The 23,417-nt window shown below is 70.5% G+C and carries 5 protein-coding genes; 3 read left to right on the forward strand and 2 right to left on the reverse strand.

Annotated elements, in window-relative coordinates; all coding sequences use genetic code 11:
- Positions 1–33 precede the first annotated feature (33 nt).
- From ATK30_RS29360 to ATK30_RS29370, 3 genes are all read left to right on the forward strand, one after another.
- Entirely contained in the window at positions 34–15,801 is a 15,768-nt protein-coding gene (locus ATK30_RS29360; RefSeq protein ID WP_208637442.1) for a type I polyketide synthase, read from the forward strand.
- A complete protein-coding gene (locus tag ATK30_RS29365) occupies positions 15,798–21,185 on the forward strand; it encodes a type I polyketide synthase (RefSeq protein ID WP_101438244.1) in 5,388 nt (1,795 codons plus the stop codon). The genes ATK30_RS29360 and ATK30_RS29365 overlap by 4 nt, the downstream gene beginning before the upstream one ends.
- A gap of 282 nt (positions 21,186–21,467) precedes the next feature.
- The gene (locus ATK30_RS29370) at positions 21,468–21,938 is read left to right on the forward strand and encodes a GNAT family N-acetyltransferase (protein WP_101438245.1); all 471 of its coding nucleotides are present in this window, start codon (positions 21,468–21,470) and stop codon (positions 21,936–21,938) included.
- A gap of 329 nt (positions 21,939–22,267) precedes the next feature.
- Here ATK30_RS29370 and ATK30_RS29375 read toward each other — a convergent pair whose 3' ends face one another.
- Entirely contained in the window at positions 22,268–22,537 is a 270-nt protein-coding gene (locus ATK30_RS29375) for a hypothetical protein (RefSeq protein ID WP_101438246.1), read from the reverse strand.
- A gap of 110 nt (positions 22,538–22,647) precedes the next feature.
- Positions 22,648–23,358, reverse strand: a complete 711-nt coding sequence (locus ATK30_RS29380) for a thioesterase II family protein (protein WP_341867366.1) — start codon at positions 23,356–23,358, stop codon at positions 22,648–22,650.
- Between the last annotated feature and the right edge of the window lie 59 nt (positions 23,359–23,417).

Below are 23,417 nucleotides of genomic sequence, written 5' to 3' on the forward strand. Positions count from 1 at the left end.
GAATGCTGCCTGGCTACCGCGGTGGAGTGCGCAATGCGTGAGAGTGAGAAGAATCGGGAATCCGGCTTCGCGGAGCGGCTGACGCTTCTGCCGCCGGCGGACCGCGCGGGGTTCCTCGCCGGCGTGGTCCACGACGCGACGCGGGCGGCGCTGCAGGCCGCGCTGCCCGAGGTGCCTGCCGTCCTCGACCCGGAGAAAGCTTTCTCCGACCACGGTTTCGACTCGCTCGCCGCGGTGGAGCTGCACGCGCAGCTGACCGAGGCGACCGGGTTGGAGCTGCCGGTGACGTTGGCCTTCGACTATCCGACCCCGGCCGCGGTCGCCCGGTTCCTGCACGCCGAGGTCTTCGGTGCGGAGGAATCCGTCTCGGCGCTGGCGGCCGGTGCGGCGAACGACGAACCGGTCGCGATTGTCGGAATCGGCTGCCGCTATCCGGGCGGCGCGGTATCGCCGGAGGCGTTGTGGCAGCTGGTCGCCGACGAGGTGCACACCATCTCCGGTTTCCCGGAGGACCGCGGCTGGGACCTCGACAGTCTCTATGACCCGGACCCCGACAAGCCAGGCAGCAGTTACGTCACCTCGGGCGGATTCCTGCCCGGTGCCGGGGAATTCGACGCCGGGTTCTTCGGCATCGCGCCGCGCGAAGCGTCCGCAATGGACCCGCAGCAGCGGCTCGTGCTGGAGACCGCGTGGGAAGCGTTGGAGCGGGCCAAGATCGACCCCTCGACGCTGCGCGGCACTCCGGCTGGCGTGTTCATCGGGGCCGAGGCGCAGGAGTACGGCCCGCGCCTGCACGAAGCTCCCGACGGCCTCGACGGTTACCTGCTCACCGGCAACGCGCCCAGCGTCGTCTCCGGTCGTGTCGCCTACGCACTCGGTCTGGAAGGGCCGACGCTGACCGTTGACACCGCTTGCTCCGGTTCTCTTGTCGCGCTGCACTTGGCGGTACAGGCGTTGCGCCGTGGGGAAACCCAGCTCGCGCTGGCCGGTGGCGTCGCGGTGATGGGCGCGCCGGGCACGTTCACCGCCTTCAGCCGTCAGCGTGGTCTCGCGGAAGACGGTCGCTGCAAGGCTTTCGCAGCGGCGGCGGACGGCACTGGCTTCGCCGAGGGCGTCGGCGTGCTGGTGCTGGAGCGGCTTTCTGACGCAGTCGCGAATGGACACACCGTGCTTGCCGTGGTTCGCGGCTCGGCGATCAACTCGGACGGTGCGTCGAATGGTCTTACCGCGCCGAACGGTCCGTCACAGCAGCGGGTGATCAAGCGCGCGCTGGCGGACGCTGGTTTGAAAGCGTCCGATGTGGACGCGGTTGAGGCACACGGCACCGGTACCCGGCTCGGCGACCCGATCGAGGCGCAGGCGCTGCTGTCCGCCTACGGTCAGGACCGCGAGACGCCGCTGTTGCTCGGGTCGATCAAGTCGAACATCGGCCACACGCAGGCCGCGGCGGGCGTCGCGGGCGTGATCAAGATGGTCGAGGCGATGCGGCACGGCGTGCTGCCGAAGACCCTGCACGTGGACGAGCCGACGCCGCACGTCGACTGGACCGCGGGTGCCGTCGAACTGCTGACTGAACAGCGGGAATGGCCGGACAGCGAACGTCCGCGCCGCGCTGGCGTTTCGTCGTTCGGTGTGAGCGGGACCAACGCACACGTCATCATCGAGCAGGCTCCGGCCGTCGAGTCCTCGGAAACCATGAGTGACGAGCTCCCGGTCGTGCCGCTCGTGGTGTCGGCACGCAGTGAGGAAGCACTTCAGGCGCAGGCCGCCGCGCTGGTGTCCACTGTGGAAAACGGCAACCTGACTGACCTTGGCTTCTCGCTCGCTACCACCCGCGCCGCGCACGACCAGCGTGCCGTGGTGGTCGCGGAGGACATCGCGGACGCCGTGCGCGGGCTGCAGGCGCTCGCGGCGGGGGAGCGGGATCCGAACGTTGTCGTCGGCGAGCGCACGCCGGGCAAGCTCGCGATGCTGTTCACCGGCCAGGGTTCGCAGCGGCTCGCGATGGGGCGTGAGCTGTACCTGGCGTACCCGAAGTTCGCCGAGGTCTTCGACGAGGCTGTCGACCACCTCGACGTGCAGATGGAGACCCCGCTGCGCGACGTCCTGTTCGGCGACGACGCTGAGGAACTGAACGAAACGCAGTACACGCAGTGCGCGCTGTTCGCGGTCGAGGTCGCGTTGGCGCGGCTGCTCGAATCGTGGGGCGTGCGGCCGGACATCCTGCTCGGCCACTCGATCGGCGAGCTGGCTGCTGCGCACATCGCGGGCGTCTGGTCGCTGCCCGACGCGTGCCTGGTCGTCGCCGCTCGCGGACGGCTCATGCAAGCCTTGCCGTCAGGAGGCGCGATGGTCGCCGTCGCGGCGACCGAGGACGAGGTCCAGCCGCTGCTCGGCGACCAGGTCAGCCTGGCCGCGGTGAACGGTCCGACGTCGGTCGTCGTCTCCGGCGAGCGCGAAGCGGTGGAAGCCGTCGTGTCGGTGTTCCGCATGCATGGCCGCAAGATCAGCGAGCTGCGCGTGTCGCACGCGTTCCACTCGCCGCTGATGGAGCCGATGCTGGCCGACTTCCGCGAGATCCTCGAGGTGGTCGACTACGCGGCCCCGGCGATCCCGGTCGTCTCGAACGTCACCGGCCGGATCGCGACCGCCGAGGAACTGTGCTCGCCGGGGTACTGGCTGTGGCACGTCCGCCGCGCGGTGCGGTTCGCCGACGGGGTCCAGGCCCTGGTCGACGCTGGCGTGACGACCGCGGTCGAGGTCGGTCCGGATGCCGTGCTGTCGGCGATGGCCGCCGGCACGAGCGACGCCATCGCATTCACCCCCGCGCAGCGCCGCGACCGGCCCGAGGTCACCACCCTCGCGTCCGCGCTCGGCCGCCTGCACACCCGTGGCGTGGCGATCGACTGGATTGCGTTCTTCGGCCCCGCGCAACTGGTCGACTTGCCGACGTATGCCTTCCAGCACAAGCACTACTGGCTCGCCGCGCCCACCGGCCACGGCGACGCGGCGGACTTCGGTCAGCTGGCTTCGGGGCACCCGTTGCTGGCCGCCGAGATCGGCCTGGCGGGTGACGACGGCCTGGTCCTCACCGGTCGTGTCGCGCTCCGGACGCACCCGTGGCTGGCCGACCACGCGATCGCTGGTACGCCGGTGCTGCCAGGTACCGCGTTCGTCGAGATGGCTCTGCACGCCGCCGCCCAGGTCGGCTACGGCGTGGTCGACGAGCTGACGTTGCAGGCCCAGCTCGCGCTGCCGGAGTCCGGTGGCGTCGCGCTGCAGACACTGGTCGGCCCGGACGTCGACGGCCGCCGCACCATCGAATTCCACTCCCGCCCGGACCACGACGCCGACGCGGCCTGGACCCGGCATGCCGTCGGTGTCCTCGCCGCTGGACCGGTAGTCGAACCCTCGCGTGGCGAATGGCCGCCCGCCGGTGCCGAAGTGGTCGCGACGAATGAGCTGTACACCGAACTTGCCGAGCAGGGTTACGGCTACGGGCCGCTGTTCCAGGGCCTGCAGACCGCGTGGAAGCGCGATGACGTCGTGTTCGCCGAGGTCGCGCTGCCCGCGACCGGCCGCGACGCGGCGTTCGGCATCCACCCGGCGCTCTTGGACGCGGTGCTGCACGCCACCGACTTCGCCCCCGGTGAGGCGCGCGAGCCCGACGAGATCCGGTTGCCGTTCGCGTGGACCGGCGTGCGGCTGCACGCGTCCGGCGCGACGGAGGTCCGGGTGCGGATCACGTCCCCGGCTACCGGCGGCGTCTCGATCGACGTGACGGACGTGGCCGGTACGCCGGTGCTGTCCGTCGAGTCGTTCCGCTCGCGGCCGGTCCGCGAGGCCGACCTCGGCACGCAGGCGCGCGACCTGCTGTACACCGTCGAATGGACGCCGGTCACCGGGTCCTTCGAACTGCCGACGCTCGCCTCGCTGGGCGAGGTCAGCGGCTTCGACGTTCCGGTGGTCGACTCGCTGGTGTCGCTGGTCGACGTGCCCGACGTCGTGCTGCTGCCAGTTTCCGTGCCAGGCAAGAACATCGCGGCCGCTGCCAAGCAGACTGCGCACCGCGTGCGTACTGTGCTGCAGCAGTGGCTCGAAGGCGACAGCTATGCGTCATCGCGGCTGGTCGTGCTGACGCGCGGCTCGCTGGCTGACTCCGCCGTCCGCGGTCTCGTGCGTTCGGCTCAGGCCGAGCACCCTGGTCGCGTGGTCCTGGTCGAGGGCGCTGCGACGGCGGCGACGCTGGCCACCGCACTCGGCTCGGGTGAGCCAGAGCTGCGCATCGACGGCGACACGGTTTCTGCCGGTCGGATGGTCCGGTTGGCGGCCGAAGCTGGCGAGCCGACCTGGCGGGCCGACGGCACCGTGCTGATCACCGGTGGTACCGGCGGTCTCGGTGCGCAGGTCGCGAAGCACCTCGTCGCGAAGCACGGCGTGCGCAGCCTGCTGCTGCTCAGCCGTCGCGGGCTCAACGCGCCGGGCGCGGCCGAGCTGGTCAACGAACTGGCCGAGCTGGGCGCGACCGCGAAGGTAGTCGCCTCGGACGTCAGCAAGAAGCGTTCGCTCGCGGCGGCGATCAAAAAGGCCGAGCATCCGCTGTCGGCCGTCGTGCACACCGCCGGCGTGCTCGACAACGCGATGATCGGCTCGCTGACCGCCGAGCAGCTTGACGCGGTGCTAGCCCCGAAGCTCGACGCGGCGTGGGCGCTGCACGAGCTGACCGCCGAGCTGGACCTCTCGGCGTTCGTGCTGTTCTCCTCGTCGGCCGGTCTCGCCGACGGTGCCGGACAGGCGAACTACGCCGCGGGCAACACCTTCCTCGACGCATTGGCCGAGCACCGGCACGCCGCTGGCCTGTCCGCGACGTCGCTGGCGTGGGGGCTGTGGGCCCCCGACGCCGGTCAGGCGATCGGCATGGGCGCGACGCTGTCCGAAGTGGACCGCAATCGCATCACGCGGCTGGGCCTGGCTCCGCTGACTGTGTCGGAAAGCCTTGCCGCCCTTGACGCGGCGCTCGGCACCGGAGTTCCGACGGTCGTGCCGACCCGCGTCGACCGCGCCGCATTGCGGTCGCGTGGCGAGGACGTTCCGGCCGTGCTGCGCGGGCTCGTTCCCGCCGGCCGCCGCCGGATCTCGGTCGCCAGCGGGGAAGTGACGCCCGAGCAGCAGTTCGCCGAGCGGTTCGCGCATCTCGCCGAGGCCGATCGGGACCGCGCGCTGCTCGACCTGGTGCGCACGCACGTCGCGGCCGTTCTCGGGCACGACAGCGCCGATGCGATCAGCCCGGCCCGCCCGTTCGGCGAGATCGGCTTCGACTCGCTGGCTGCGGTGGAACTGCGCAACATCCTCGACTCGGTCACCGGCATGCGGCTGCCCGCGACGCTGGTGTTCGACTATCCGACGCCGCGTGCGCTCGCCGAGTACCTGGCGTCGCGGCTGGCCGGGCTGGCTCCGGCGCGCCTCGTTGCCCCGGTGACCACTGTGGACCCGGAGGAGCCGATCGCCATCGTCGGCATCGCTTGCCGTTACCCGGGCGGGGTCGAGACGCCGGAAGACCTGTGGCGGCTCGTGTCCGAAGGCGAGGAAGCGCTGTCCGGCTTCCCGGTCGACCGCGGCTGGAACGTCGACTCGCTGTATGACCCGGAGCCCGGCAAGCCCGGCCGCTCCTACGTCAAGCACGGTGCTTTCCTGCACGACGCGGCCGAGTTCGACGCGGATTTCTTCGAGATCAGCCCACGCGAGGCGGCGGCCATGGACCCGCAGCAGCGGTTGCTGCTGGAGGTGTCCTGGGAGGCGTTCGAGCGGGCGGGAATCGACCCGGTCGGCCTGCGCGGCAGCGCGACTGGCGTGTTCGCCGGGGTGATGTACCACGACTGGGGCACCCGCCTCGGCACGGTTTCCGACGACATCGCCGGCTACCTCGGCAACGGCAGCCTCGCCAGCGTCGTGTCCGGTCGCGTCTCGTACGCATTGGGACTGGAAGGTCCGACGGTCACGGTGGATACCGCGTGCTCGTCGTCGCTGGTCGCGCTGCACTGGGCGGTGCAGGCGCTGCGGCGCGGGGAGTGCACGCTGGCGCTGGCCGGCGGTGTCACCGTGATGTCCACTCCGGACACATTCATCGACTTCAGCCGTCAGCGCGGGCTTTCCGCCGACGGCCGGTGCAAGGCGTTCGCCGAGGCGGCGGACGGCACCGGCTGGGGCGAGGGCGCGGGCATGCTGCTCGTCGAACGGCTGTCGGACGCGCGCCGCAACGGTCACCCGGTGCTCGCGGTTCTTCGCGGCTCGGCGGTGAACCACGACGGCGCGTCGAACGGCCTGACCGCGCCGAATGGTCCTTCGCAGCAGCGGGTGATCGCCAAGGCGCTGGCGGACGCTGGTCTGCAGCCGTCCGAAGTGGACGCGGTGGAAGGTCACGGCACTGGCACCACGCTGGGCGACCCGATCGAGGCGCAGGCGCTGCTCGCGACCTACGGGCAGGACCGGGAAGAGCCGCTGTGGCTCGGGTCGATCAAGTCCAACATCGGCCACACACAGGCTGCGGCAGGTGTCGCGGGCATCATCAAGATGGTCATGGCGATGGAGCACGGCCAGTTGCCGCAGACGCTGCACGTCGACCGTCCGTCCACTGTGGTCGACTGGAATACCGGCGCGGTCCGGCTGCTGACCGAACGGCGGGAGTGGCAGGTCGACCGGCCGCGCCGCGCCGCGGTGTCGTCGTTCGGCATCAGCGGCACGAACGCGCACGTCATCCTGGAACAGGCTCCGGCGATCCCGGTCGAGCGGCCTTCCGAGACGCAGACGATCGTTCCGGTCGCGCTGTCCGGCCGGTCCGCCGCGGCGGTGCGCGGACAGGCCGCACGACTGCATTCTTGGCTCACTGAAGGCATTTCCGTCGCCGAGATCGCGCGTTCGCTGGCTGCGACGCGGGCCTCGCTGGAACACCGCGCGGTGATCGTCGCAGAGACCGCAGGAGAACTCGCCGACGGCCTCGACGCGCTGGCGGGCGGAGACGCACCGACGGGCCAGGTCGTGGACGGCAAGCTCGCCTTCTTGTTCTCCGGCCAGGGTGCGCAGCGGGTCGGCATGGGACGCGAGCTGTACGACGCGTATCCGGCCTTCGCGACCGCCTTCGACGCGGTGTGCGCGGCGATCGACCCACTGGTCGACGTGCCGTTGCGGGACGTCGTATTCGGCACTACCGAACTCGCCGACCGGGGCCTGCTGGACCAGACGCAGTACACCCAGACCGGGCTGTTCGCGGTCGAGGTCGCGCTGTTCCGGCTCGCCGAGTCGTGGGGCTTCCGGCCCGATGCGCTCGCCGGGCACTCGATCGGCGAGCTGGCCGCGGCGCACGTCGCGGGCGTGCTTTCCCTTGTGGACGCGGCGAAACTGGTCGCCGCACGCGGCCGGTTGATGGGCGCGCTGAACGACCGGCGCGGCGCGATGGTTTCGTTCTCCGCGACCGAAGAGGCGGTTCGTGAACTGCTGCGGGGCCACGAAGACGCGGTCAGCATCGCAGCGGTGAACGGCCCGGCTGCCGTGGTTGTCTCCGGCGACGCGGACGTGGTCGTCGAGATCGAGCGGGCCGCTGGCGATGTCCACACGCGACGGTTGCGGGTGAGCCACGCGTTCCACTCGCCGCTGATGACGCCGATGCTCGACGAATTCCGCGCGATCGCCGCCGGACTGACTTACGAGGCGCCGAAGATCCCGATTGTCTCGACGGTCACGGGGAAACTCGCCACCGACGACGAGCTGGTTTCGCCGGAGTACTGGGTCACGCACGTCCGCGAGACTGTCCGTTTCGGTGCTGCGGTCACGACCCTGGCCGACAGCGGCGTCCAGACGTTCCTGGAGATCGGGCCGGACAGCGTGCTGTCCGCGCTCGGTCCGCAGAGCGTCGAAGCGGAGTTCGTCCCGTTAGGCCGACGCGACCAGGACGAGGTGCGCACCGCGCTCACCGCGGCCGGTCGCCTGCACGTTCGCGGCGCGGTGAAACTCGGTCCGCTGCTCGGCGACGGCCCGGTCCGGCTCGACCTGCCGACGTATGCCTTCCAGCACAAGCGCTATTGGCTAGACGCGACGCCGTCCGGCGATGTGACCTCGGTCGGCCAGCAGCCGCTGGCGCACCCGATGCTGGGCGCGGTCGTGGCACTGTCCGGTTCGGACACGACTGTCCTCACTGGACGGTTGTCCGCTTCGTCGGTGCCGTGGGTCGCCGACCACGTGGTGAAGGGCGCGATCCTGGTGCCCGGCACCGGGTTCGTCGAGCTGGCGGTCGCCGCTGGCGACCAGGTAGGCCACCCGGTGGTCGAGGAGCTGACGCTGCAAGCGCCGCTCGTCCTGCCGCCGGATGGCGCGGTCGCGCTGCAGGTGGCGGTCGGTCCGGCGAACGGCGACCGCCGCCCGGTCACCGTGTTCTCCCGTCCGGTCGAATCGGACGGCGACTGGACCCAGCACGCGCTGGGGACGCTGTCCGCGACTGCCCGGCCGGAACCCGCTGGCCTCACCGAATGGCCGCCGGCGGGCGCGACCCCGATCCCGGTCGAGGGCGCGTACGAACGGCTCAACGAGCGTGGCTACGGCTATGGCCCGGCCTTCCAGGGGCTCCAGGCCGCGTGGCGACGGGGCAACGAAGTGTTCGCCGAGGTGGCGCTGCCCGAACCGGCCGCGTCCACGGCGGGCTCGTACGGCCTGCATCCGGCGCTGCTCGACACCGCGATGCACGCCGACCTCCTCGGCGACCCGAGCGGTTCGACGCTGCTTCCCTTCGTATGGAACGGCGTCACGCTGCACGCGGTCGGCGCTTCGGTACTGCGGGTGCGGATCGTGCGGCTGGATGGCGACGAGCTGTCCTCGATCGAGGTCGCGGACGGCGAGGGCAACCCGGTCGCGTCGGTCGAGTCGCTGGTGTCGCGGCCGGTGCGGACTGAACTGGCCGCGCACGCGCAGACCACGGACGGTTCGCTGCTCAAGATCGGCTGGCAGTCCGTGCCGGTTCCGGCCGCGGAGCAGGGCGACGTCGTCGCGATCGGACAAGGCCGAGTCGGCGTGGCCGCCACCTACAGCGGGTTCGCGGACCTGCTCGGTGCGGTCGATCGCGGCGAGCCGGTTCCGGGCCTCGTGACGCTCTCGGTGCCTGCCGCGGAGGGCGCTGTGCCGGAAGCAGCGCGGGCCAACGTGACCTGGCTGCTCGCCGAAATCCAGGCGTGGCTAGCCGAATCGCGCCTGACGGACACGAAGCTCGCCATCGTCACACAGTCGGCAGTTCCGGCTGGCGAGTCCGCTGTGGATGTCACGCAGGGTCTGCTGTGGGGCCTCGCCCGGGCGGCGCAAGCCGAACATCCCGGACGCGTGTTCCTGATCGACGCTGACGAGTCCAGCACAGCTACGAAGGTCGAGACGATCGCCGCGGTGGTCGCCTCGGGCGAGCCGGAAGCGGCGATCCGGGCTGGCTCGGTGCTCGCTCCGCGCTATACGCGCACCGAATCGACCGGAAGCACCGCGTGGGACGGCACGGTCCTGGTCACCGGCGGCACCGGTGGTCTCGGCAGCTTGCTGGCGCGTTACCTGGTGGCCGAGCACGGCGTACAGAGCCTGGTGCTCACCAGCCGCCGCGGTCTCGACGCGCCGGGTGCTGCGCAGCTGGCCGAAGAGCTGACCGACCTGGGCGCGACGGTCCAGATAGCGGCCTGCGACGTCGCTGACCGTGCGGCGGTTGAACAGCTGATCAACGGCCTGCCGGACCTCGGCGCGGTGGTGCACGCCGCCGGTACCGCCGACAGCGGCGTCTTCGATTCGCTCACCGCAGAGCAGCTTGACGCGGTGCTGCGACCGAAGGTCGACGCGGCCTGGCACCTGCATGAGCTGACCGCTGACCGGCAGCTGTCCGCGTTCGTCATGTTCTCCTCGGCAGGCGGCCAGGTGCTGCCCGCCGGACAGGCGAACTACGCGGCGGCCAACGCGTTCCTCGACGGGCTCGCCGAACACCGGCGCGCGGCCGGACTTCCGGCTACCGCGCTGGCCTGGGGTCTGTGGGCGGAGAACACCGGACTTGGCGGAGACCTCGCTGAAGCCGACCTCGCCCGGATGGCCCGCCTCGGCCTGCCCGCGGTGACCGCTGAGCAGGGGCTGGCCTTGTTCGACGCCGCCGTGGCCACCGAAGACGCGGTGATCGCGCCGCTTCGCGTGGACGTTCCGGCACTGCGGGCGCGTACTGACGAACTGCCCGCACTGCTGCGTGGTTTCGTGCCGCCGAAGGCACGTCGCGTGGCGAAGGCGGCCAAGGCAGCGGACAACGCGCTCGCCGACGAACTCGCCGCGCTGGTCGAAAGCGAACGGGGCCGGGTGCTGCTCGACCTCGTCCGCACGCAGGTGGCCACCGTGCTCGGCTACGCCGACAAGTCCGAAGTGGACGGGACCAGGGCGTTCAAGGAGCTGGGCTTCGACTCGCTCGCCGCCGTCGAACTCCGCAACCTGCTGGGCACCGAGACCGGCCTGACGCTCCCCGCGACGCTGATCTTCGACCACCCGACCGCCAAGGCCGTCGCGGACTTCGTCAAGGGCAAACTGCTCGGCGCGGTCGCGAAGAGCCCGGGGACGACCGCCCGGACGAACGCGTCGATGCAGGAACCGATCGCGATCGTCGGCATGGCCTGCCGCTATCCCGGCGGCGTCCGGTCGCCGGAGGACCTGTGGCGGCTGCTGGTCGACGAGGTCGACGCGGTCTCCGGCTTCCCGACCAACCGCGGCTGGGACACCGAGGGCATCTACGACCCGGAACGCGGCAAACGCGGCAAGACCTACGCCAACCAGGGCGGCTTCCTGCACGACGCGGCGGAGTTCGACCCGGCGTTCTTCGGCATCGGCCCGCGCGAGGCGATGGCGATGGACCCGCAGCAGCGGCTCCTGCTGGAAACCGCGTGGGAGGCCATCGAGCGCGCCGGGATCGACCCGACAGTGCTGCGCGGCAGCCTGACCGGCGTCTTCACCGGCGCGATGTACGACGACTACGGCAGCCGCGCCCCGGCCGCCCCGGCCGACGTCGCCGCCTACATCCCGAACGGCAGCTCCGGCGCGGTCGTCTCCGGCCGCATCTCCTACCTGCTCGGCCTCGAGGGACCGAGCATGACGGTCGACACCGCGTGCTCGTCCTCGCTGGTCACGCTGCACCTCGCGGTGCAGGCGCTGCGGGCGGGGGAGTGCGGGATGGCCCTGGCCGGCGGTGTCACGGTGCTGTCGCAGTCGGACCTGTTCGTCGACTCCAGCCGTCAGGGCGTGCTTTCGCCCAACGGCCGGTCGAAGTCGTTCTCCGCGGCTTCCGACGGCGTCGGCTGGGCCGAGGGCGCGGGTCTGCTGCTGCTGGAGCGGCTGTCCGACGCGCAACGCAACGGGCACGAGGTGCTCGCGGTGGTCCGGTCGAGCGCGGTCAACCAGGACGGTGCGTCCAACGGGCTGACCGCTCCGAACGGCCCGTCGCAGGAACGCGTGATCCACGCTGCCCTCGCCGCGGGCGGACTGAAGCCGTCCGATGTGGACGCGGTCGAGGCGCACGGTTCGGGCACCAAGCTGGGCGACCCGATCGAGGCGCAGGCGTTGCTGGCCACCTACGGCCAGGACCGTCCGGACGGGCAGCCGCTGTACCTGGGTTCGGTGAAGTCGAACATCGGGCACGCGCAGGCGTCCGGCGGCGCGGCTGGCGTGATGAAGGTCGTGCAGGCGTTGCGGCACAACATGTTGCCGAAGACACTGCACGTCGACGCGCCGTCGCCGGTCGTCGACTGGACCACGGGCGACATCGAGCTCCTCACCGAACCGCGGCCGTGGCTGCCGAACGGACACCCGCGGCGCGCCGGCGTCTCGTCCTTCGGCATCAGCGGCACCAACGCGCACATCATCATCGAGGAGGCTCCGCCCGCTCCGGCCAACGAAATCCGGCGCACTGCACCGGAACTCCCAGCGATTCCGTTGCCGCTGGCTGGTTCGGTCGCGCAGGCTCTCGCCGACCAGGCCGCCCGGCTTGCCGCACACCTACGGGCCAACCCCGATGTCAGCCTGACCGACATCGGCTACTCGCTGGCGACCGGTCGCGCGGCGCTCGACCACCGCGCGGTGGTCCTGGCGGCCGACCGCGAAGCCGCGCTGAAGGCGCTCGACGGACTGGCCGACGGCCGGACCCCGGCGGGCACCGTGGCCGGCACGGTCAGCGCGGCCGACCTGACGGCGTTCCTGTTCACCGGACAGGGCGCGCAGCAGCCGGGCATGGGACGCGGTCTGTACGAGGCGTTCCCGGCCTTCGCCGGAGCGTTCGACGAGATCTGCGGACTCTTCGACGCCGAACTCGACACTCCGCTCAAGCAGGTGATCTGGGAGGACTCGCCGCTGCTCAACCAGACCGCATACACGCAATGCGCGCTGTTCGCGATCGAGGTCGCGCTGTACCGGCTGGTCGAATCCTGGGGCGTCACGCCGGATTACGTCGCCGGGCACTCGATCGGCGAACTCGCCGCGGCGCACGTCTCCGGAGTGTTCTCGCTGGCCGACGCCTGCTCGCTGGTCGCCGCTCGCGGCCGGCTCATGCAGGCGCTGCCGACCGGAGGCACGATGGCGGCGATCGCGGCCACCGAGGACGAGGTGCGAGCCTCGCTGCCCTCCGGAGTGGACATCGCGGCGGTGAACGGGCCGCGGTCGGTGGTCATCTCCGGTCCGGAGGAGGCGGTTGTCGCTGCCATGGCGACCTTCTCCGAGGCCGGTCGCCGGACGAAGCAGCTGGTCGTGTCGCACGCGTTCCACTCGTCGCTGATGGAGCCGATGCTGTCCGAGTTCGCGGTGGTCGCGGAGAAACTGACCTACTCCGCGCCGTCGATCCCGGTGGTGTCGAACGTGACCGGCAAGATCGCGACCGCCGCCGAGCTGTGCTCGCCGCAGTACTGGGTGGGCCACGTGCGGGAGGCCGTCCGGTTCGCCGACGGGGTCAGCACTTTGCTCGCCGCGGGCGTGACCCGGTTCGTCGAGCTGGGGCCGGACGCGGTGCTTACCGGGATGGCGCGCGAATGCGACACCGCGGTGGCCGACCGGCCGGACCGGGTCGTCCAGGTGCCCGCGATGCGGCGCGGCCGGGCCGAGGTGCCGACCGTGTTCACCGCGCTGGCCACGCTGTTCTCCCGGGGCGCGAAGATCGACTGGAAGGCGTTGTTCGCCGGACAGGGTGTGTCCACTGTGGACTTGCCGACGTACGCGTTCCAGAACAAGTCCTACTGGCTCGACGCGACGAAGCCGACCGGCGACGTCAGCACGCTTGGTGCGCAATCCGCCGGACACCCGCTGCTGGGTGCCCTGGTGGAACTGCCGGACGGCGGCGCGGTGCTGACCGGACGGCTGTCGGTCGCGACGCAGCCGTGGCTGGCCGACCACGTGGTGATGGGGCGGACGATGCTGCCCGGCACCGCGTATGTCGAGCTGGCGGTGCACGCCGGGGACCAGGTCGGCTGCAACCTTCTGGAGGAGCTGACCCAGCAGGCACCGTTGCTGCTGCCCGAGGACGGGGTCGACCTGCGCGTCGTCATCAGCGCACCGGACGCCAGCGGCCGCCGAGAGCTGTCGGTGCACTCGCGGACCGAGGCCGGCTGGGTCCAGCACGCCGCGGGCACGCTGGCCAACGGTGCGGCTGCGGAGTTCTCGCTGAGCGAGTGGCCGCCGTCGGGCGCGGAGTCGGTCGACCTGACCGGGTTGTACGACGACCTCGCCGGGCTCGGCTTCGGCTACGGGCCGACGTTCCGCAACCTGCGGGCGATCTGGCTCCGCGAAGGCGAGGTGTATGCCGAGGTCGCGCTGCCGGAAGGCACCTCGGCGAACGAATTCGGCTTGCACCCGGGCCTGCTCGACTCGGCACTCGGCGCGACGGACTACCTGATCCCAGGCGGTCCGAAGGCGCTGACCGAGACGACGATCCCGTTCGCGTGGAACTCGGTGTCGCTGCAGGCCAGCGGCGCGACGGTACTGCGGGTGCGGGTCCGGAAGACCGAGAGCGGTTCGTCGCTCGACCTTGCCGACGCATCGGGTGCCCCGGTGGCGCAGATCGCTTCGCTGGTCACGCGACCGGTGTCGGAAGGCCAGCTCGGCGCGAAGGTGCCGGACTCGCTGTACCGGATCGAATGGCAGCCCGCTTCGGGCGTTCGGCTGGTGCCGTCGCTGGACGGCTGGGCCGTGCTCGGGACCGACGACCTCGGCCTCGGCGTGCCGCTTCGGACTGAGCCGATCGATGCGGATGTCCTGGTGCTGCCGGTCGGTTCGGGTTCCGGCTCGGTTCCGTCGCGGGTGCACCAGGTCGTGCAGGAAACGGTGCGGCACCTGCAGAACTGGCTGTCGGACGGGGACGGGAAGCTGGTCGTGGTCACCCGCGACGAGCTGGCGCAGGCTCCGGTCTGGGGTCTGGTGCGGGCCGCCCAGGCGGAAAACCCGGGCCGGATCCAGGTCGTGGACCTCGACGCGTCGCCGGCGTCGGCCCGGGCGCTGCCCGCGGTCGTCGCGTCCGGCGAACCGGAAGCCCGGGTGCGGAACGGCGAGGTGCGCGTGCCGCGGCTGACCCGGGTCACCGAGGTCGGCGAGACGGTCGAGTGGGACCCGGACGGCACGGTGCTGATCACCGGCGGCGCGGGCCTGCTCGGCGGGCTGCTCGCTCGGCATCTGGTCGCTCGCGGTGCCCGTGACCTGGTCCTGACCAGCCGTCGCGGTATCGAGGCGGCGGGTGCGCGGGAACTGGTCGACGAACTGGCCGGTGAGGACGCGAAGGTGGCGGTGGCCGCGTGCGACGTCACCGACCGGGACGCGCTGGCGAAGCTGCTCGACACACTGCCGCGGCTGACCGCCGTGGTGCACGCGGCCGGGCAGATGGACAGCGCGGTGCTGAGCGCTCTCACTCCGCAGCAGGTCGAGAACGTGTTGCGGCCCAAGGTCGACGCGGCCTGGAACCTGCACGAGCTGACGGCTACTCGGGAACTGGCGGCATTCGTTCTCTATTCCTCGGCGGGCGGCCTGCTGCTCGCGGCGGGACAGGCGAACTACGCCGCCGGCAACGTCTTCCTGGACGCGCTGGCCGAGCACCGCTCTTCTCTCGGCCTCCCGGCGACCTCGCTCGCGTGGGGTCCGTGGGAAGGCACCGACGGCGAGGTGGACCTGGCGCACATCGCCCGGTCCGGGGTCGCGGAGCTGTCCGCGGCCGAGGGGTTGGAGCTGTTCGATGCCGCTCTGGCCGCTTCGTCGGCGTCCTTGGTGCCGGTGAAGCTCGACCTCAAGGACGCCGACCGCGCGTCGGCACTGCTGAAGGGGCTCGTCACTGCCGCACCGCGGCGGGCGGCGGTCTCCTCGTCGGCAGAGCCGGAGGCCGGGTTCGCCGACAAGCTCGCCACGCTCCCGGCGGACGAGCGGGACTCAGCGGCGCTGGACCTGGTGTGCGAGCACACGGCGGCAGTCCTCGGATACGACGACGCCTCGGCGGTCGGGGTCGAGAAGGGCTTCACCGACCTGGGCATCGACTCGCTCGCGGCGCTGGAGCTGCGCAACCGGCTCGGCACCGCGACCGGGCTGCGGCTGCCCGCGACGCTGATCTTCGACTACCCGAGCCCGCTGCCGCTGGCCCGGCACCTGCTGACCGAGCTGGCTCCTGAGCCTGAGGTTTCGGTCGAAGAAGAACTGAACGGCACCGACGACGCGGCGGCGGCAGTCGCCTCGATGGACCTGGCCGACCTGGTCCGCTCCGCGATGGGCGGCACCGACGAACGGGGTGAATCCCAGTGACCGACAAGTCCGCTCCTTCGACCGAGCAGATCGTCGCCGCGCTGCGGCAGTCCATGACGGACAACGAACGGCTCCGTGCGGACAACCAGCGGCTGGCCGCCCGGCAGTCCGAGCCGATCGCGATCATCGGCATGGGCTGCCGGTACCCCGGCGGCGTCACCACGCCCGCGCAGCTGTGGGACCTGGTGGCCGGCGGGGTCGACGCGATCGGCGAGTTCCCGGCCGACCGCGGCTGGGACACCGCCGCCCTGCACGACCCGACCGGCTCCCGTCCCGGCACGACATACTCGAACGAAGGCGGTTTCCTTTACGACGCCGCCGATTTCGAGCCGGAGTTCTTCGGCATCTCGCCGCGTGAGGCGGTCACGCTGGACCCTCAGCAGCGGTTGCTGCTCGAGACCGCGTGGGAGGCCGTCGAGCGCGCCGGGATCGTGCCGTCGACTTTGCGCGGCAGCGCGACCGGGGTGTTCACCGGCGTGATGTACCACGACTACGGCGCGGGCAGCAGCGACGGCAGCCTGATTTCCGGGCGGGTCTCGTACACGCTCGGCCTCGAAGGCCCGTCGGTGTCGGTGGACACTGCGTGCTCGTCCTCGCTGGTCGCGATGCACCTTGCCGCGCAAGCACTTCGGCGAGGCGAGTGCTCGCTGGCGCTGGCGGGCGGGGTGACGGTGATGGTCACGCCGGACATGTTCGTGTACTTCAGCGAACAGCACGGCTTGTCTTCGGACGGTCGCTGCAAGGCCTTCGGCAGCGGCGCGGACGGCGTCGGATGCTCCGAAGGCGCCGGAATGCTGTTGCTGGAACGGCTTTCCGACGCTCGGCGCAACGGGCACCACGTGCTCGCGGTGCTGCGCGGCAGCGCGGTGAACTCGGATGGCGCGTCGAGCGGGATCACCGTGCCCAACGGCCCGGCGCAGCAGCGGGTCATCCGTTCCGCGCTGGCCGATGCCTCGCTGGAACTGTCCGACGTGGACGCGGTGGAGGCGCACGGGACCGGCACCAAGCTGGGGGACCCGATCGAGGCGCAGGCCCTGATCTCCACCTATGGCAAGGTCGCTACTCCCGCGCGACCGTTGTATGTCGGCTCTTTCAAGTCGAACGTCGGGCACACTCAGGCCGCTGCCGGGGTCGGCGGGGTGATCAAGATGGTCGAGGCTCTCCGGCGGGGTGTGTTGCCGCCGACGCTGCACGCCGATGAGCCTTCGCCGCACGTCGACTGGGCGGATGGCACTGTTGCGCTGCTGAACGAGTCGACGCCCTGGCCGTCGACCGGACGTCCTCGGCGGGCCGCGGTGTCGTCGTTCGGCATCAGCGGGACGAACGCGCATGTGATTGTCGAGCAAGGTGATCCGGCTCCCGCACCTTCGCCTTCCGCCGGGCCGGTTACCTGGCTGCTCTCGGCTTCCTCGCCGGAGGCTTTGCGGGCGCAGGCTGCTCAGCTAGCCGGGTTCGCTTCTGCGGGCTCTCCGGCGGACGTCGGGCTTTCCCTTGCCACTACGCGAACCCTCAGCGAGCAGCGGGCTGCGGTGGTGGCTGCTGACCGGGAAGCTGCTGCGCGGGCTCTGGGAGATTATGCAGCAGGCCAAGCTTCTTCTTCAGTGGTCGAGGGCGTGGCTTCTCCGCGGCGGCTGGCGTTTCTCTTTACTGGCCAGGGGGCTCAGCGCGCTGGCATGGGTCTCGACCTCGCCGCTGCGTACCCGGTCTTCGCCGCTGCCCTGGACGAGGTCGGTGCTGCGCTGGACCTCGATGTTCCCTTGCGTTCCCTGCTCGCCGACGCTGACCGGCTCGATCAGACTGGTTACACGCAGCCTGCCTTGTTCGCGGTGGAAGTCGCCCTGTATCGGTTGCTGGAGTCGTGGGGCGTCCGGCATGCTTATCTGCTGGGCCATTCCGTCGGGGAGATCGCCGCCGCGCATGTCGCCGGGGTGCTTTCCCTTGCGGACGCCGGAAAACTGGTAGTCGCTCGGGCTCGGCTGATGCAGGATCTGCCCGCCGGCGGGGCGATGGTCGCGGTGCAGGCTACCGAGGACGAGGTCCTTCCGCTACTAACCGATGGTGTAGGAATCGCCGCGATGAACGGGCCGCGGTCGGTGGTATTGTCGGGGGCAGAAGAAGAAGTACTTGCGGTTGCTGGGAAATTTGATCGAACTTCGCGGTTGCGGGTGTCGCACGCGTTCCACTCACCGCTCATGGACCCGATGCTGGACGAGTTCGCCGCGGTGGCGCGTGCCCTGACGTACTCCGCTCCCTCGGTCCGTATCGTGTCCACAGTGGACCTCTCGGCGGATGTGGCGACGCCGGACTACTGGGTGCGTCAGGTCCGTTCGGCAGTGCGGTTCGCGGACGGCGTGCGGGCGCTGGCTGACGCCGGAGTGGACACGTTCGTCGAGGTCGGCCCGAGCGCAGTGCTGACCGCGATGGGGCAGAGCTGTGCCGATGGTGCTGCGGTGGGTGGGGCGGGGGGAGGGGGCGGGCCCGCCGGTGATACCGCCAGCGCAGCCACCACCACTCTCGCCAACGCCGCCTTCGTGCCAGTCCTGCGCAAGGACCGCGCCGAAGCAGAGTCGGCCGCCGCCGCGGTCGCGACCCTGTTCACGCTCGGCGGAACGGTCGACTGGGACGCGTTCTACTCCGGCGCGCACGTGGTCGAGCTGCCGACCTATGCGTTCCAGCGCAAGCGTTACTGGCTGGACAACCCGACCGGTGCGCGGGCTCGCGGCGTGGCCGAGGTCGGGCAGCGGGAAGCCGCGCACCCGCTGCTCGGCGCGGTAGTCCGCACCGCGGATTCCGGCGGCGTCGTCCTCACCGGACGGCTGTCGCTGGCCGCGCAGCCATGGCTGGCCGACCACGTCGTCCAGGGCACCGCGCTGTTCCCCGGCACGGCGTTCGTCGAGCTGGCCGTCCGCGCGGGCGACGAGGTCAGCTGCGGCCGGGTCGACGAGCTCACGCTGGCCGCGCCGTTGATCCTGCCCGAGCAGGGCGCTGTGCGGCTGCAAGTGACCGTTGGTGCGGAGGAGGACGACGGCACCCGAACGCTGGGCATCTTCTCCCAGTCCGAGGACGCCGACGAATGGGTCCAGCACGGCAGCGGCCGGCTCTCCCCAGCCAGTTTGCCGTCCGCGGTGACTGCGGAATGGCCGCCCACCGGAGCCACGGAGATCGACGTGACCTCCCGGTACGACGAACTGTCCGCACAAGGCTTCGACTACGGCCCGGTTTTCGCCGGCCTGCGCCGAGCCTGGCAAGCGGGCGACGTGCTGGCCGCCGAGGTCGCGCTGCCCGAGCACGCCGACGCCAGCGCGTTCGGCCTGCATCCCGCGCTGCTCGACGCTGCCCTGCACACGATCGGCCTCGCTGGGCCGACCGAGGACAAGCCAGTCCTGCCCTTCGCCTGGGCCGGCGTCTCGCTCTACGCCGGCGGCGCGGCAACCCTGCGCGTGCTGATCTGCTCGGACGTCGAGAACACCGTCTCGCTCACCGCGACGGACACGTCCGGCACACCCGTGCTGCGCGTGGACTCGCTCGCGCTGCGCCCCATCGCCGACGACGCGTTCGCCTCCACCGCGCGCTCGGCCGTGGACGATTCGCTCTTCCGCGTCGACTGGATCCCGTGGCAGGGCGACGACGTCACCGCGGTGACCACCGCAATCCTGGGCAACGACCCCTTCGGCCTGAGCGGCGATTCCTATGTGGACATCGATGCCTTGCTGGACGCAATCCACAACGGTGCCCTGGTCCCAGACGTCGTCTACGTACCCTTCGCCGCTCCGGAAACCGCCGCCCCGGAAGGCGCTCGCGCAGCCGTCCACAGCCTCCTTTCCTTGTCACAAGCCTGGGTTGCCGAGGACGTACTGGCCGCTTCGCGCCTGGTCGTTGTCGCCTCCGGCGCGATCGCCACTCGACCGGACGAGGGCGCACCCGACCTCACCCACGCGGCACTGTGGGGCGTGATCCGCACCGCACAACTCGAGTACCCCGACCGATTCATGGTCGTCGACCTCGACAACGGCCCGCTCCCGGTCGGCTCGGTCCTCGGCGCGATGTACGCCGACGAACCCGGCGTCGCAGTCCGCGATGGCGCGGTTTTGGTGCACCGCCTGGCAAAGTACCTTCCGGAGGGCACCGTCGCCTTCGACCCGGACGGCACCGTACTGGTCACCGGCGGCACCGGCGTGCTAGGCCAGCTGATCGCCCGGCACCTGGTCACCGAACACGGCGTCCGCCACCTGCTCATCACGAGCCGCCGCGGTCCCGCCGCTCCCGGAGCCGACGAGTTCGCCGCCTCCCTGACCGAGCTAGGTGCCTCAGTCTCGCTGGTGGCTTGCGACCTGGCCTCCCGAGACGCCGTCGCAGCTCTTCTCGCCGACGTTCCCTCCGACCACCCGCTGAGCGCGGTAATCCACACCGCCGGCGTCGTCGACGATGGCGTACTCCTGTCGCTGACCCCGGAACGAATGGACGCCGTCCTCCGCCCGAAGGTCGATGCCGCGTGGCACCTGCACGAACTGACCGCGTCCCTGGACCTGTCCGCCTTCGTGCTGTACTCGTCCGCCGGCGGAACCCTAGGTGCCGCAGGCCAAGCAAACTACTCCGCGGCAAACGTCTTCCTCGATGCATTAGCGCACCACCGCGCCGCGCAAGGCTTGCCAGCCGTGTCGCTCGCCTGGGGCTTGTGGTCTGAAGGCGGCATGTCCGGCGACCTGGCCGACACCGACCTGATCCGCATGGCCAGGTCTGGTGTCTTCGGCCTGTCCTTCGCCGACGGCCTGGAACTTTTCGACGCGACAGTCGCCGCCGGTCAGCCCTCGCTGGTTCCAGTACGCCTCGACATGTCCGGCCTGCGCGCCGACGCCCACAGCGTCCCCGCAATGCTGCGCGGCCTGATCCGAGGCCGCCGCCGAGTCGAGGTCGTCGACGATTCCTGGAACCAGGTGCTGCGCCTGTCCGGCGTCGAACGAGTACGAGCCGCCGTCGACCTGGTCTGCGGCACCGCCGCCGTAGTGCTAGGCCACGACCGCCGAGACGCGGTAGACCCCAGGAAGGGCTTCATCGAACTCGGCTTCGACTCCCTGACCGCCATCGAACTGCGCAACCGCCTGGACGTCCTCACCGGGATGCGCTTGCCCGCGACGCTGATCTTCGACTACCCGTCCGTGCAGGTCCTGGGAGAACACCTGGTAGCGGACGGTGCCCCGTCCGCCGTCGAAGTCCAGCTGGACGCGCTGGAAGACGTCGTACGAGGCCTGGAACCAGACGAGGTCTCCGGCGTCGTGACGAGGTTGAAGGCAGTGCTGGCGTCGCTGGTTCCGGACGAGGAAGTGGAAGGAGCGAGCGCGGACGAGTTGTTCGCGCTGCTGGACGAAGAATTGGAAGCCCGATAACGCATTGGGGGCCGCCCGCATCGACCGGGCGGCCCGCATCGGCGCTCGTTTGATCCAGGCGTACCCGGGCAGCAACTCCGTGTGCGGCAACTCTCCGCCGTGACCTTCTCGGCACCGCGCCAAGCTGCGCGTCGCCCTCCGCCGTGCCGAGCGTCAGGTCGGTCAGCCAGCTCAGCAGCGAGTCCTGCCGCGTTCACGCCACCTGCGTCCAGCTGAAGGCGTGGAATCCGAGGGCTCTCAAATTGGCTTTAGCCCTGGACCCGCCTGTGCGAAGATCACGAGGTGCCCGAGCTGACGTATCTGGAGATGACCCATCCAAGTGAGCTGCGCCCTTCGACCTCAACGTTCAGCGGACAGGTCCAGTTGAAGCCGATCGACGGGAACGAGGTCCGTACTCTGACCCTCGCGGTCGGGCGCGACTTCGCGTGGCCGAGCCAGCAGTGGGACACCCAACAGTGGGACGAATACCTGGGCAACCCAACGATGCGGCACTGGGCCGGCGTGATCGACGGCGCAGCCGTCGGGTTGCTTTCACTCAACCTCCGGCAGGCACCGGACATCGAGATCGACTCCTTTGGCCTCGTGCCGGAACGAATCGGTCACGGCATCGGCGGCCCATTCCTCACCGAGGCCGTCACCATGACGTGGGGGTTGCCCGCGCAGCGAGTCTGGCTGCACACCTCCAGCGACGACCATCCCCATGCGCTCCAGAACTACCTCGCGCGCGGATTCCGGCCATTCAAGCGACCATGACTGCGTGGTCTCGCTTCAAGCCAGCGCGGCTTGATTGTTCCCAGAAGTAGAACGGGTTCAGGCCGGTGGCGGTCGTGATCTCCCGCGTCGGGCCGGAATTTCTCCGTCTGCGGATGTTGCTGCGCGCCGGAGCGAGGTGGCGCGACGGTCGTCTGTCGCGGGGTAACCGCGGCGTTCGGCTTGTTCTCGCTGGCGTGGCGGCGTTGGATTGGGATAGCAGTGCGTCGGGGATGCCTGGCCGTGGTCTCACTGGCGGCGGCTTCCGATGCGGATGTCGGACCAGGCCGCCGCATGCTCCCGGTCCACGACAGGCTCGGAGCTACGCCGGGTTAGGACTCGGTGGCCATGCCCAGCGAGCACAGCGAACCGGCCAGGGCGATCAGGTCGTAGCGGGTGTCTTCTTCGTTCGTTTCCCACAGGGCGGAGAGGGTGGTGGCGGCCTCGTCGACGTCGCCGTTGTGCTGTTTCAGGGCGATCCACATCGCAGCGGCGACCGGTTCGCATTCGATGTGGCGGTTGGTCGTGCGGCAGGTCAGCTCCAGGTGGCCGTTGGCGAGCATGCGCTGGGTGACGCCGGGGGCGGTGGTGATCGCCATCATGATGGCCTCCTGGTTGAGGGGGGTGTTTCCTTGATGTACTTAGTTTCTCGGAACCGGGGAGCGGGAGCCATGGGGTGTGCTCCTGAAGCTTCCCTGGGGTTTCCCCACCCTTATCCCCGGTACATTCCCGGTTGCCAGGCGGCCAGGGTTGTGGTGATCGTGTCCAGGACGGCGTTGAGCTGGTCGTTCAGGTAGAAGTGGCCGCCGGGGAAGATCTTGACCTGGCAGGAGCCGGTGGTGTGGTTGCGCCAGGCGTCGGCCTCCTCCAGGTCGGTGACCGGGTCTGTGTCACCGACCAGGACCTGGATCGGGCAGCTTGGTTCTACTCCTGGTTGGTGCCGGTAGGTTTCCACTGCGGTGTAGTCGCCGCGGATCGCGGGCAGCACCATGCGCAGCAGCTCGTCGTCGCCCAGTACGCCGGCGTCGGTGCCGCTGAGTTCCTTCAGCGCGGCGATCAGGCCGTCGTCGTCGCGTTGGTGGATGAACTCGATGCGTTGCGCGGACGGGGCCCGGCAGGCGGAGGCGAACAGGCCTAGCGGGGGCGTGCCCCGGGCCTCCAGGCGGCGGGCTACCTCGTAGCCGACCGTGGCGCCCATGCTGTGGCCGAACAGGGCCACGGGCAGGTCGGACCAGCCGGCCAGGTCGTCGGCGATCGCGTCGGCGATGGCGGCGACCGTGTCCAGGCATGGTTCGGCGCGGCGGTCCTGGCGGCCCGGGTACTGGACGGCGACCACCTCGAAGTCCTGCCCCGCCGCGGTGGCGGAAAGCGGGAAGTAGGCGGTCGCCGAGCCGCCGGCGTGCGGCAGGCACACCAGACGCACCCGTGCCCCGTCGGTCGGATGGAAACGGCGGATCCACCGGCTTGTGCGTGCGTTCGCGG

The organism is Amycolatopsis echigonensis, from assembly GCF_002846615.1.
Lineage (GTDB): Bacteria > Actinomycetota > Actinomycetes > Mycobacteriales > Pseudonocardiaceae > Amycolatopsis > Amycolatopsis echigonensis.